The sequence below is a fragment of the Enterobacter sp. CPE_E890 genome (genome assembly GCF_046521475.1).
GTDB lineage: Bacteria > Pseudomonadota > Gammaproteobacteria > Enterobacterales > Enterobacteriaceae > Enterobacter > Enterobacter adelaidei.
Genome location: NZ_JBKFZW010000001.1, coordinates 1,732,061 through 1,744,946, shown reverse-complemented (window position 1 = coordinate 1,744,946; position 12,886 = coordinate 1,732,061). Strand labels below are relative to the sequence as shown.

The window sequence follows — 12,886 nt, the reverse complement described above, 5'->3', positions numbered from 1 at the left end:
AGGCAGCAACGAATGGAACTTCGAAATAAAAAGCTAACCCATGACGAATTCATGACTGAGCGGCAACAGGTCTTACAAACCTGGCATACCGGCAAGGACGTTGAGAACTTCGAAGATGGCGTGAAGTACCAGCAAACCATTCCTGAGCAAAAACGCTTTTCTCACGCACTACTGAAGGCCGACCAGGAAGGTAAAACCCTGAGCCAGCCGCGCGCAGGCGTAGCGCTCATGGATGAACATATCGCCCTGCTCAAAACGCTGCAGGAAGATTGCGATTTGCTGCCCAGCACCATTGATGCCTACACCCGTCTGAATCGCTATGAAGAGGCAGCGGTAGGGATCCAAAAATCCATCGAAGCGGGCACCTCCAAGCTTAACGGCTTACCGGTCGTTAACCACGGCGTCGCCGCCTGCCGTCGCATGACTGAAGCGCTGGAGAAACCGATTCAGGTACGTCACGGCACGCCGGATGCGCGCCTGCTGGCAGAGATCGCAATGGCCAGCGGCTTTACCAGCTACGAAGGCGGCGGTATCTCGTACAACATCCCGTACGCTAAGCGCGTCACTCTGGAAAAATCCATCCGCGACTGGCAGTACTGCGACCGCCTGATGGGCCTGTACGAAGAGAACGGCATCCGTATCAACCGTGAACCGTTTGGCCCGCTGACCGGCACCCTGATCCCGCCGTTTGTGTCCCACTCTGTGGCGATTATCGAAGGTCTGCTGGCGCTGGAACAGGGCGTGAAGTCAATCACCGTCGGCTACGGCCAGGTTGGTAGCCTGACGCAGGATATCGCCGCCATTCAGGCTCTGCGCGAACTCTCCCACGAATATTTCCATAACCACGGCTTTGACGATTACGAGCTGAGTACCGTCTTCCACCAGTGGATGGGCGGCTTCCCGGAAGATGAGTCAAAAGCATTTGCCATTATCTCCTGGGGTGCAGCGGTTGCCGGTATGTCCGGAGCGACCAAAGTGATCACCAAGAGCCCGCACGAAGCGTTCGGTATTCCGACCGCTGCCGCAAACGCCCAGGGGCTGAAGGCCTCGCGTCAGATGCTCAACATGGTCAGCGATCAGAAATTCCCTCCGTGCGCCGCCGTTGAGCAGGAAGTCGAGCTCATTAAGAGCGAAGTTCGCGCCGTGCTGAAGAAAGTCTTCGAGCTGGGCAACGGCGATGTCGCGCGCGGAACGGTGCTGGCGTTTGAAGCTGGCGTGCTGGACGTACCGTTTGCTCCCGCCTCCTGCAACGCGGGCAAAATCCTGCCGGTGCGTGATAACGCCGGTGCGATTCGCGTGCTGGAAGCCGGCGCGGTTCCGCTGCCGAAAGATATTCTCGCCCTGCATCACGATTACGTCGCCGAGCGCGCGCGTTTTGAAGGACGTAAGCCCTCATTCCAGATGGTTGTTGATGACATCAACGCGGTATCCCACAGTAAATTAATAGGAAGACCATAATGAAAATTAAACAGGCCCTTTTCACCGCAGGCTACTCCTCATTCTATTTCGACGATCAGCAGGCCATCAAAAACGGTGCCGGGCATGACGGGTTTATCTATACCGGCGCTCCGGTAACGCCTGGATTTACGTCTGTTCGTCAGGCGGGTGAATGCGTATCCGTACAGCTGATTCTGGAAAACGGCGCGGTGGCGGTGGGCGATTGTGCAGCGGTGCAATATTCAGGTGCAGGCGGCCGCGATCCGCTGTTCCTGGCTGAACACTTCATTCCGTTCCTTAACGATCACATCAAACCGCTGCTGGAAGGCCGTGACGTTGACCGGTTCCTGACGAACGCCCGTTTCTTTGACGAACTGCGTATAGACGGCCATCTGCTGCATACCGCCGTCCGTTATGGCCTGTCGCAGGCGCTGCTCGACGCGGCGGCACTGGCGACCGGCCGTCTGAAAACGGAAGTTGTTTGTGACGAGTGGCAACTGCCGTGCGTCCCGGAAGCCATTCCGTTATTTGGTCAGAGCGGCGACGACCGCTATATCGCCGTCGACAAGATGATCCTCAAAGGCGTTGACGTACTGCCGCATGCGCTTATCAACAACGTGGAAGAGAAGCTGGGCCTGAAGGGGGAAAAACTGCGTGAGTATGTGCGCTGGTTATCCGACCGCATCTTAAGCCTGCGCACCAGCCCGCGCTATCGCCCGACGCTGCACATTGACGTGTACGGCACTATCGGTCTGATTTTCGATATGGATCCGGTACGTTGCGCCGCGTATATCGCCAGCCTCGAAAAAGAGGCCCAGGGCCTGCCGCTGTACATCGAGGGGCCGGTGGATGCGGGTAACAAGCCGGATCAGATCCGCCTGCTGACCGCCATCACCCACGAGCTGATGCGCCTGGGTTCCGGCGTGAAAATCGTTGCCGATGAGTGGTGTAACACCTATCAGGACATTGTGGACTTCACCGATGCGGGCAGCTGCCACATGGTGCAGATAAAAACCCCGGACCTGGGCGGTATTCACAACATCGTTGATGCGGTGCTGTATTGCAACAAACACGGCATGGAAGCCTATCAGGGCGGTACCTGTAACGAGACGGAAATCAGCGCCCGCACCTGCGTGCACGTCGCCCTCGCCGCTCGCCCGATGCGCATGCTGATCAAACCGGGCATGGGCTTCGATGAAGGTCTTAACATCGTGTTTAACGAAATGAACCGCACCATAGCACTGTTGCAAACTAAGGATTAAAAGATGGCACGTACATTTAAGATCTTATCGCCAACGGCAATCCTGGGCTATGGCTTCCCGGAAGAGAGTTTTCGTAAAGCTATGGAAGAATCGCCGGATCTTATTGCGGTTGACGCGGGCTCTTCCGACCCTGGCCCCCACTACCTGGGGGCAGGTAAACCTTTCACCGACCGGGCGGGGGTAAAACGCGATCTGCGCTATATGATCGTGGCTGGCGTTAAGCACAATATTCCGGTGGTGATCGGTACCGCGGGTGGCTCCGGTGCCGCGCCGCATCTGGAGTGGTGCCGGCAGATAATCCTCGAGATTGCTCAGGAAGAGAAACTCTCATTCTCTATGGCGCTGATCCCCTCGGATGTCGATAAAGCCACTGTGCATCAGGCGCTGGACAACGGGAAAATCACTGCCCTGGATTTCGTCCCGGAGCTGACCCACGAGGCCATCGAGGAGAGCACCTATATTGTCGCGCAGATGGGTATCGAGCCTTTCCAGCGGGCTCTTGCGGCCGGGGCGCAGGTGGTGCTGGGCGGACGGGCATACGATCCGGCCTGCTTTGCCGCACTGCCTATCATGCAGGGCTTCGATGAAGGTCTGGCGCTGCATTGCGGTAAGATCCTTGAGTGCGCGGCGATTGCTGCTACGCCGGGATCTGGCTCCGACTGCGCGATGGGCATCATTGACGATAACGGCTTTACGCTGAAAACGTTTAATCCGAAGCGTAAATTCACCGAAACGTCGGCCGCGGCGCACACCCTGTATGAGAAATCCGACCCGTATTTCCTGCCGGGACCGGGCGGCGTTCTGAACCTGAAAGGGTGCAGCTTCAAAGCGGTCAACGAGGGCGAAGTGTACGTCAGCGGTTCCCGTCACGAAGAAACGCCGTATGCGCTGAAGCTGGAAGGCGCCCGCCGGGTTGGCTTCCGCTGCCTGACCATTGCCGGTACGCACGACCCGATCATGATTGCCGGGATCGATAATATCCTCGAAGAAGTGCAGGTCAGCGTGAAGCGCAACCTCTCGCTGAATGACGACAGCATCCGCATGACGTTCCACCTGTACGGAAAGAATGGCGTGATGGGCAACCATGAGCCAATGCAGTCTGCCGGGCACGAGCTGGGAATTTTGCTGGACGTGGTGGCCCCCACCCAAGATATCGCCAACAGCGTCTGTTCGCTGGTGCGCTCTACCCTGCTGCACTACGGCTATGAAAACCGGATCGCCACAGCGGGCAACCTCGCGTTCCCGTTCTCCCCTTCCGATATTCAGAGCGGCCCGGTGTATGAGTTCTCAATCTACCACCTGATCGAAGCGAGCGACGAACTGCGTTTTGATTTCCACCTCGAACAGGTCACGCCAGAAGGAGTTCAGTTATGAAACACGGTATTTGCTCACTGGCGCAGGTCATTCGTTCTAAAAATGCGGGGCCGTATGAGCTGGTTCTGGATATTTTATTTAAAACGCGTGAAGACTATCAGCGGGTAAAATCCTCGGAGCAATTAACGCCACAGCTTATTGCCCGTTTATATAACGTTAAGCCTGACTTTATACATCGCATTATCTGGTTCGACCCGGCCAATGCGGTCAAAATCGTCATGCCTCGCGATATTATCTCCGGCAACGTCGGTGACAATGATGTTTATGGTGCCCAGCAGCATGCGCCGTTATTAAGTATTGAGTTTGAGCTGTAACACTACAAATACAACAACGTCCATTGGGATATAGATATTTGCTGTATCACTGTATTCCAGATAATTCATGCGGTTGGTCACAAAAAACGTGCGTCTGAGCGGTTCGTCATGGCTCAGACGCACGCGACCCTACACATTAACCAACCTTTATCCGATGGAGTAAACATGAAAAAAATAAGCTTAACGAAAATGATCATATTAGGTTTGATACTCGGCATGATAGCCGGGGTGGTCATTAATAATATGGCATCAGCAGATACAGCAAAATCGTATTCACAAGATATTTCTATTTTCACCACCATATTCTTACGCATGGTGAAAATGATTATCGCCCCACTGGTCATTTCAACCCTGGTGGTCGGCATAGCCAAAATGGGTGATGCTAAAACACTCGGCCGTATATTCTCCAAAACCTTTTTCCTTTTTATTTGTGCCTCGCTGCTGTCGATCGCGCTGGGGCTGGTTATCGTCAATATCTTCCAGCCTGGCGCAGGCATTAACTTTGTCGCCCATGACGCCGGGGCCGTCGCGGCCGTTCAGTCCGAGCCGTTCACGCTGAAAGTGTTTATCTCTCACGCGGTACCGACCAGCATCGTTGATGCTATGGCCCGCAACGAGATCCTGCAAATCGTGGTGTTCTCGATTTTCCTCGGCTGCAGCCTGGCGGCCATTGGCGAGAAAGCCGAGCCCATCATTAAGGTGCTCGACTCTCTGGTGCATGTGATGCTGAAGCTGACGGGCTACGTCATGCTGTTTGCACCGCTGACCGTGTTTGCCGCGATCTCCGGACTGATTGCCGAACGCGGTCTGGGTGTGATGGTCAGCGCCGGTATTTTCATGGGCGAGTTCTACATGACGCTCGGCCTGCTGTGGGCGATTCTGATTGGCCTGTCCACGATGATTGTCGGTCCGTGCATCAGTCGTCTGACAAAAGCGATCCTCGAACCTGCGCTGCTGGCCTTTACGACCTCAAGTTCAGAAGCGGCTTTCCCGGGCACGCTGAACAAACTGGAAAAATTCGGCGTCTCCTCCAGGATTGCCAGCTTTGTCCTGCCCATCGGCTACTCCTTTAACCTGGTCGGCTCAATGGCCTACTGTTCGTTTGCTACCGTGTTTATCGCCCAGGCGTGCAACATCGAACTGAGCATTGGCGAGCAGATTACCATGCTGCTGATCCTGATGCTGACCTCGAAAGGGATGGCGGGCGTGCCGCGTGCATCGATGGTGGTTATTGCCGCCACGCTCAACCAGTTCAACATTCCGGAAGCGGGCCTGATTTTGCTGATGGGCGTCGATCCGTTCCTTGACATGGGCCGTTCCGCCACCAACGTAATGAGTAACGCGATGGGTGCCGCCATCGTCGGGCGCTGGGAAGGCGAACACTTCGGCGTCGGCTGCCGCGGCAAGGTTCCGGCCAAAGAAAGTACCACTTCAGACACAGAAATCGCCATGTATTGATTACAAAGGCCAACCGTCGTTGGCCTTTTATCTTCCGATTTACAGGATAGCCCCATGAAGATAAATATTTTCGGCGTCAGCCTCTTATCCGTCAGCCTGTTATTTAGTGCCGCCGCGCTGGCGCAACCCGCCCCGGACTACGCGCAGCTGCTTGAGCAGGCTCACCAAAAATTTAAAGGTAATCATGAGGGGAAAGTCGCCGATTACATCCCCGCCCTGGCGACCTATAGCCCCAACAATTTCGCCATCACCCTTGCCACGGTCGACGGCAACATTTACCAGGTTGGCGATGTCAAAAAAGCGTTCCCAATGGAGTCGCTGAGTAAAGTGTTCACCCTGGCGCTGGCGATGGAGCAGCGTGGCCCGCAGGAGGTACTGGATAAACTCGGTGCCAGTGCAACCGGTCTGCCCTTCAACTCCGGCTTAGCGGTTGAGCTGACCAAAGGTGCGCCGGAAAACCCGCTGGTTAATGCGGGTGCGATGAGCACGGTAAGCCTGATTGAGGCGAAAGATAAGACCGACCGCTGGAACAAAATTCTCAATAACCTGAATGCGTGGGCCGATGCCTCGCTGACCGTCAACGAACCGGTGTTCAAATCTGAAATGGAGACCAATCAGCATAACCAGGCGCTGGCGATGCTGATGGCGTCCTACAACAGCTTTTATGACGATACCCGGGAAGCTGTCGAAATCTATACCCGCCAGTGTTCCGTAGATATCACCGTTGAGCAGCTCGCCAAAATGGGCGCAGTGCTGGCAAACAAAGGCAAATCACCTTTCAACGGTAAGCAATTGCTGAATGAACGCTACGTACCGCAGGTTCTGGCGGAAATGGCGATTGCCGGGCTGTACGACGGTAGCGGCAAATGGCTGTACACCGTTGGGATCCCGGCGAAGAGCGGTGTCGGCGGCGGCATGGTTGCCATCGTGCCCGGGCAATACGCCATCGCGGTCTATTCGCCACCGCTGGATGTCGCCGGGAATAGCGTCCGCGCCCAGCAGACGATTGCGTACGTCGCTGAGGCGACGCAGGCCAATCTCTTTTTAGCCCATTGATCCCAACCGGCTGTGATTTTGTAAGCCGGGCGTGGCAGCTGCGCCAGCGCCCGGCAAAAACGACCACAAAGTGAGAAGTATTATGTCTAAACCATTTGTCTGGCAGGAATTGTTTGTTCAAAGTAACGATACGACGGAATATGAACTCCTCAGCACGCAACACGTTACGGTGACGGAGTTAGAGGGCGAGGAGGTCATTAAGGTGGCGCCTGAGGCATTGACCCTGCTGGCCCAGCAGGCCTTTTATGAAGCCTCATTTTTCCTGCGCGTCGGACATTTAACGCAGATAGCCAGCATCCTGCACGACCCGCAGGCCAGCAGTAACGATAAGTATGTCGCCCTGCAGCTGCTGCGTAACGCCGAGGTATCGGCAAAAGGCGTTCTGCCAAACTGTCAGGATACCGGCACGGCCACCGTTGTGGCGAGCAAAGGCCAGCACGTCTGGACCGGCGGTGATGACGCCGAAGCGCTGAGCAAAGGGGTTTATGCCACCTTTAGCGAGTGTAACCTGCGCTATTCGCAAAACGCACCGCTGGACATGTATACCGAGGTCAACACCCAAACCAACCTGCCGGCGCAGATAGACATCAGCGCCACGCCGGGGAGCGAATATCGCTTCCTGTTCGTCAATAAAGGCGGCGGTTCGGCTAACAAAGCCGCGCTGTTCCAGGAAACGAAATCCATTCTGCAGCCGGAGAAGCTCACCGCGTTCCTGATCGAGAAGATGAAGTCGCTCGGTACCGCGGCCTGTCCACCGTATCACATTGCCTTTGTGGTCGGCGGCCTCTCTGCAGACCAGGCGCTGAAGGTGGCGAAGCTGGCTTCAACAAAATATTATGACAACCTGCCTACCAGCGGGAACGAGCTGGGCCAGGCGTTCCGCGATACGGCGCTGGAAGCCACGCTGCTCAACGCCAGCCGCGAATTCGGCATCGGCGCCCAGTTTGGCGGCAAGTACTTCGCGCACGATATCCGCGTCATCCGTCTGCCGCGCCACGGCGGTTCCTGCCCTGTCGCCATGGCACTCTCCTGCTCCGCCGACCGCAATATCAAAGCGAAAATCAACAAACACGGTATCTGGCTGGAGAAGCTGGAACATAACCCAGGGAAATATCTCCCGGAGGCCAGCCGTGATGAAAACGACGCCCGAGCCGTACAGATTAACCTGAACCGCCCGCTGCGTGAGATCCTGCGCGATATGTCCGCCCTGCCGATCGGCACCCGGCTGTCGTTAAGCGGCCCGATTGTGGTCGCCCGCGACATCGCCCACGCAAAAATCAAAGCGCGGCTGGATAACGGCGAGCCGATGCCGGAGTACATGAAAAACCATATCGTCTATTACGCCGGGCCGGCGAAAACACCGGAGAATCAGGCCTGCGGCTCCCTCGGCCCAACCACCGGCGGGCGCATGGACGGCTATGTCGATACGTTCCAGGCCGCGGGCGGAAGCCTGATCATGCTTTCCAAAGGTAACCGCAGCCAGCAGGTCACCGATGCCTGCCATAAACACGGTGGCTTCAACCTCGGCAGTATCGGGGGTGCGGCGGCTCTGCTGGCACAGCAGTTCGTGAAAAGCCTGCGCTGCCTGGAGTATCCCGAACTGGGCATGGAGGCGGTGTGGATGATGGAGGTCGAAAACCTGCCCGCCTTTGTGCTGGTTGACGACAAAGGGAATAATTTCTTCAGCCAGTTTGAACAGCAGCATCGCTGTGCATCCTGCCCTGCCGGACATTAAGGAGCCATTATGGAAGCGCGAGCTAACGCAGACAGACACCGCCAACGGCAGCAAAAGCGTAAAGAGCAGGTTGATACCCGCGTAGCGGCGGCGACAGAGAAGAGAGGAATTCTGATCGTCTTCACTGGCAACGGAAAAGGCAAGTCCACTGCTGCCTTTGGCACGGCAACGCGTGCCGTCGGACACGGTAAAACCGTTGGCGTCGCGCAGTTTATTAAAGGTCAGTGGGATAATGGCGAATACAACACCCTGCATCCGCTCGGCGTCGAGTTTCACATTATGGGCACCGGCTTTACCTGGGAGACACAAAACCGGGAGACGGATATTCAGGCCGCAACGGCTGTGTGGCAGGAGAGTAAACGCATGCTGGCTGACCCGAGTTACGACCTGGTGGTTCTGGATGAGCTCACCTATATGCTGGCTTATCACTATCTGGATACTCAGGAAGTGATCGCGGCGGTTGAGAATCGTCCGGTGCAGCAGACCGTGATCGTCACCGGACGCGGCTGCCACTCGCAATTACTGGCGCTTGCCGACACAGTTAGCGAAATGCGCCCGGTAAAACACGCATTTGACAGCGGTATTCAGGCACAGGAAGGCATTGACTGGTAAGCATGTCGGTACCGGATGGCGCGCTATGCTGCCGCCATCCGGTATTTTTACTCCACCGGAGACACTACTGATTTTTGAAGTAGCCACTCGCGGAAGGTCTGTAACGGCAGGGACTGAGCCTTTTCCTCCCGCCACGTCATGATGAAGCGGTTACCGGTGCGGATAGGAACATCACAGGGGATAACCATCTCGCCACAGTCCAGGTCATGCTGGATGGCGAAGCGGGGAAGCAGCGCGACACCAAGGTTCGATCGTACTGCGGCAATCAGCATCGAGAGGAGGTCAAAACGCGGGCCAAGATTCACATCCGGACTGGTAATACCGGAAAGCGCAAACCACTCCTGCCAGCCATTGATGCGAGTGCTTTGGTGTAACAGTGGAAATTCCCTTAGCAGCTCCTCAACCCCCAGTTTCTGCTCCGCACTGGGGAGCAAGCTTCGGCTGCAGACCGGCAGGATCTCCTCTTCAAATAAATAATCGACCTCCGACCACGGAGGACAAAAATCTGCGCGCATAATAGCCGCATCGTATTCACGATTTAAAAAATCGCCGATATTAGCCAGCGAGTGAATGTTGACAATAATATCAGGATTTAATTTATTAAACTCCCATAAATTGGGGATCAGCCAGTGCGTACTGAAGGTAGGATTTACCGCTAACTCCACCACCTGAACGGCAGGCTGCCAGCTCATTATCATATTTGTATCGCGCTCCAGCCTATTAAGAGTCTCTTTCACGATATTCAGATAATGCTTTCCAGCTGCATTTAGAAAAATCCGTTTTTTGGCATGGTTAAATAATGAGGTGTGTAAAAACTCCTCCAGGGCCGTCACCTGTCTGAACACTGCACTCTGCGTTAACGCCAGCTCTTCTGCCGCGCGGGTATAGCTTTCGTGACGCGCCACAACTTCGAACGTCACCAGCAACTCGCTCTTGGGGATTTTTCCTCTCATCATGTCTTCCATTCATGGTGGATAATAGTAATTTTTTGAAGCGAATAAACCCTGCTTCAGAACGATACCGCCATTATATTTCAGTTACGCTCTGTCGGCAGTGATCCACACCATGATTTAATCAGTTTTGCGCGTCAGGCCAAACTATTTGCAGAAAATTAAATGAAACATGAAAAATTATTAAGAATCTGTTCACTTTGATGTCTCACGTAATGGAGACAGCATCTTATTATACGAAAAAACGTATGGGCATTAAAAATAGTAATAGCAAAGGCTGGACGTTAAAAAATATAAAACAAATCATTATGCTAAAAATTGAGCAGGATTTTGTCCGTCCTGTTGATAACGCGTTGTGCACCCAGGTTGCCAGGAACCGCCCCTGCGGTTGATATTCACTGGTATGCCAGAACGCCGTTCCAGCGTCACATCAGCACGACTGAATCGCATGCTGAAACCGGCTCAAAAAAAACAGGCCGCATAACGACCTGGTTTTCAAATTCGGTGGAAGCGTTGACCACTTTTCTCACATCGAATTTTCAGCTCAAGCGTTCCCAAAATTAAGAAGCAACATAAAACTTCGATAAATTTGGTAAAAGACTCATAGCATATTATCCTTATCAACGCACATGGAAATTGGTGATGACAAACTTCCCAAAACGTAGCTGTTTTTAAAACGATGTATAAACATATGAATTTCTGGACGTTGAAAATTAAAAACGTTTGCTTTAAACACATCATTACTGATTGTATCAGACTGGTTTATGACAACATTAACATTGAAAATATTAAGCTTACCATTTTCCGTCCATTGATAATCGAAGTGGACCTCTCTCGATACCTGGAGCTTTGATTCAGAGTTATCATTCTCACCGGTAAACGTAATGACCCCCTCATCATTCTGACTTAGAATAAAATGCGTCAATAGCGTTAAATTTCCAACAGGTGGGGCTTTAGGGAATGTAGTGAGAGAATAACATTCAAAGCGTTTGTCATTCTCATTATTTTGATATAACCAATAGGTAACACTACATAGTACTATGCAAAACATAGTGAACATGAAAGCCATTAATTTATATGATTTATTTTTCATAAATATAAATATCCTTGCAACCGGCCAATCCATGTAGTGGATCATTTTTTCTCGCCGTGCATCGACTTAGCATAACACGTCCCATTTGATTATAAACAAACATATCATCAGGTTGAAAGATATAAATTGCATTAGGAATACAGGGCAGTTTATGCTCAAGTATCATTCCACGTGCAATATTCATTTTAACCTGAGTCATTTCCTCCGAACTTTCGTAAAGCGAAAAGACCAAACATGATTCTACTTTTCCGATTGAATGCAGTTGTACGGTAGGTATCACTTTTGAAGTCGATGGCCAGTACTGAAATACAAATATTATCGTAAAAATAAACACCAGCCCTAAAAGAGCATTAAGAAAATAATGTTTTTTATCAAAAGCAGGGCTGTTTTGTTTTGGTATCTCATTCGAACCACTGTCATCATGAAGTATTGTTTCCTCAGTTATTTCAACATCATTTGGAGAGGTTATTGTATCCAAAGGTTCAGGTTCAGGCTTCACATAGGTAAAACTTTGCTCACTAAGCGTTGATACGTCTTCTTCATCATAATCTACATTGACCTTAATCAGAAAACCCTGCTTCGGCACAGTAATAATGATTTCATGCTCCAGACCCACATTCCGAAACGCTTTTCTTAAAACAGAAAGATATTGATTCAGAGAGTTGTTAGAAGCCTCTTGTCCGTAGGCATCCCACACAGTCTCAAAAAACTCGTCACGACTAAGTACAACACCCTGGTTTTTAAGTAAAAAAGATAAAATCCTGATCGCTGTAGTGGACAAAACTATCGATGTGCCAGAGTTTTTATTTTCCAACACCCCGTTCTTATCATCAAATGCAACAATATTATCTATCAAATATTTCATTAATTTTCATCTTCAAAAAATAGAAACGGAACTATTGAATACAATATGAATCCAGATTAAACCCATGGTAAATATAGCAGATTGATTCGGAAAATCTAGTTGATAGCAGATTACATCTTTTGCAAAAATGAATGATTCACCCAGAAATACCAGACAAATTGAAGAATTCCATATTAATAACCCAATTATAAAAAGAGATTGAGTTATCGATATTTACTTTATCCATAATTTTCCTTTTGTGTTTACTGATAATTTTATTACCGATACCCATTTCTGACGCCATCTCCTCTGTCGTGTGCTTACCCTCTCTGATTATTTTAATCAGCATTTTTTCTTCGGGCGTGAGTTCACTAAGAACATGACAAAGCTGACAAGCAGTTCGATGATGGTTGCTATTGATCACCCGGCTGATTGTTTCAAATATACAAGATACAGGTTGTCGCAGGTTGATTATCCGCCTTAAAGCGGAACATGACGTTACCAGGTCGTCCACCACATCGATAACTTTCATGTTAAGACGTTCGTATTGACAAAAACACGTAGCACCATGCGTGAGCTTGTTCACGAAGATGATAACTTCCTGCGAGTCGTTCATCGACATCAGTTCACTCAGGTTGCTCATGACAACCAATCTCTTGCCAGTCATAAACTCGAGGTAACCTGAAAGCTCCGCCTTAGCATAGGGGTCGATATTATCAAAATAGATATGAATCAGATTCATGTAGTTCTA

The 12,886-nt window shown here is 51.8% G+C and carries 12 protein-coding genes; 8 read left to right on the top strand and 4 right to left on the bottom strand.

The window, feature by feature from the left end:
• The first annotated feature begins 12 nt into the window (after positions 1-12).
• The 8 genes from ACLHV9_RS08545 (at position 13) to cobO (ending at position 9,248) form a co-directional block, all read left to right on the top strand.
• Positions 13-1,458, top strand: coding sequence for a methylaspartate mutase subunit E (locus tag ACLHV9_RS08545; protein WP_028019186.1), 1,446 nt, complete (start codon positions 13-15; stop codon positions 1,456-1,458).
• On the top strand, positions 1,458-2,699 hold the full coding sequence (locus ACLHV9_RS08540) for a methylaspartate ammonia-lyase (RefSeq protein WP_028019187.1): 1,242 nt from the start codon (positions 1,458-1,460) through the stop codon (positions 2,697-2,699). Before ACLHV9_RS08545 ends, ACLHV9_RS08540 begins: the two co-directional genes overlap by 1 nt.
• Positions 2,700-2,702: 3 nt before the next feature.
• The gene (locus tag ACLHV9_RS08535; protein ID WP_108090309.1) at positions 2,703-4,073 is read left to right on the top strand and encodes an acyclic terpene utilization AtuA family protein; all 1,371 of its coding nucleotides are present in this window, start codon (positions 2,703-2,705) and stop codon (positions 4,071-4,073) included.
• Positions 4,070-4,387, top strand: a complete 318-nt coding sequence (locus ACLHV9_RS08530; protein WP_108090310.1) for a DUF4387 domain-containing protein — start codon at positions 4,070-4,072, stop codon at positions 4,385-4,387. The genes ACLHV9_RS08535 and ACLHV9_RS08530 overlap by 4 nt, the downstream gene beginning before the upstream one ends.
• A 165-nt stretch (positions 4,388-4,552) precedes the next feature.
• Complete coding sequence (locus ACLHV9_RS08525; RefSeq protein WP_049008338.1) at positions 4,553-5,845, top strand: dicarboxylate/amino acid:cation symporter; 1,293 nt, start codon at positions 4,553-4,555, stop codon at positions 5,843-5,845.
• 54 nt (positions 5,846-5,899) lie between these two features.
• Positions 5,900-6,901 (top strand): glutaminase A, encoded by a 1,002-nt coding sequence (glsA, locus tag ACLHV9_RS08520; RefSeq protein WP_108090311.1) that lies wholly within the window; start codon positions 5,900-5,902, stop codon positions 6,899-6,901.
• A 79-nt stretch (positions 6,902-6,980) separates the two neighbouring features.
• Positions 6,981-8,636: a class I fumarate hydratase gene (locus ACLHV9_RS08515; RefSeq protein WP_407221176.1), complete on the top strand. Its 1,656-nt coding sequence runs from the start codon at positions 6,981-6,983 to the stop codon at positions 8,634-8,636.
• 9 nt (positions 8,637-8,645) lie between these two features.
• A complete protein-coding gene (cobO, locus tag ACLHV9_RS08510) occupies positions 8,646-9,248 on the top strand; it encodes a cob(I)yrinic acid a,c-diamide adenosyltransferase (protein ID WP_108090313.1) in 603 nt (200 codons plus the stop codon).
• Between the two features lie 47 nt (positions 9,249-9,295).
• On the opposite strand, the gene ACLHV9_RS08505 is transcribed toward cobO, so the two are convergent.
• The 4 genes from ACLHV9_RS08505 to ACLHV9_RS08490 form a co-directional block, all read right to left on the bottom strand.
• On the bottom strand, positions 9,296-10,201 hold the full coding sequence (locus ACLHV9_RS08505; protein WP_049008330.1) for a LysR substrate-binding domain-containing protein: 906 nt from the start codon (positions 10,199-10,201) through the stop codon (positions 9,296-9,298).
• 598 nt (positions 10,202-10,799) lie between these two features.
• Entirely contained in the window at positions 10,800-11,291 is a 492-nt protein-coding gene (locus ACLHV9_RS08500; RefSeq protein WP_108090314.1) for a hypothetical protein, read from the bottom strand.
• On the bottom strand, positions 11,281-12,156 hold the full coding sequence (locus ACLHV9_RS08495; RefSeq protein WP_108090315.1) for a transcriptional regulator: 876 nt from the start codon (positions 12,154-12,156) through the stop codon (positions 11,281-11,283). The genes ACLHV9_RS08500 and ACLHV9_RS08495 overlap by 11 nt, the downstream gene beginning before the upstream one ends.
• 136 nt (positions 12,157-12,292) lie before the next feature.
• Positions 12,293-12,877 (bottom strand): hypothetical protein, encoded by a 585-nt coding sequence (locus ACLHV9_RS08490; protein WP_108090316.1) that lies wholly within the window; start codon positions 12,875-12,877, stop codon positions 12,293-12,295.
• Positions 12,878-12,886 lie beyond the last annotated feature (9 nt).

Coding starts and splice junctions, on each gene's coding strand:
- ACLHV9_RS08535 (WP_108090309.1), top strand. CDS start 2,703: ATGGCACGTACATTTAAGATCTTATCGCCAACGGCAATCCTGGGCTAT.
- glsA (WP_108090311.1), top strand. CDS start 5,900: ATGAAGATAAATATTTTCGGCGTCAGCCTCTTATCCGTCAGCCTGTTA.
- ACLHV9_RS08490 (WP_108090316.1), bottom strand. CDS start 12,877: ATGAATCTGATTCATATCTATTTTGATAATATCGACCCCTATGCTAAG.
- ACLHV9_RS08545 (WP_028019186.1), top strand. CDS start 13: ATGGAACTTCGAAATAAAAAGCTAACCCATGACGAATTCATGACTGAG.
- ACLHV9_RS08505 (WP_049008330.1), bottom strand. CDS start 10,201: ATGAGAGGAAAAATCCCCAAGAGCGAGTTGCTGGTGACGTTCGAAGTT.
- ACLHV9_RS08525 (WP_049008338.1), top strand. CDS start 4,553: ATGAAAAAAATAAGCTTAACGAAAATGATCATATTAGGTTTGATACTC.
- ACLHV9_RS08500 (WP_108090314.1), bottom strand. CDS start 11,291: ATGAAAAATAAATCATATAAATTAATGGCTTTCATGTTCACTATGTTT.
- ACLHV9_RS08495 (WP_108090315.1), bottom strand. CDS start 12,156: ATGAAATATTTGATAGATAATATTGTTGCATTTGATGATAAGAACGGG.
- cobO (WP_108090313.1), top strand. CDS start 8,646: ATGGAAGCGCGAGCTAACGCAGACAGACACCGCCAACGGCAGCAAAAG.
- ACLHV9_RS08530 (WP_108090310.1), top strand. CDS start 4,070: ATGAAACACGGTATTTGCTCACTGGCGCAGGTCATTCGTTCTAAAAAT.
- ACLHV9_RS08540 (WP_028019187.1), top strand. CDS start 1,458: ATGAAAATTAAACAGGCCCTTTTCACCGCAGGCTACTCCTCATTCTAT.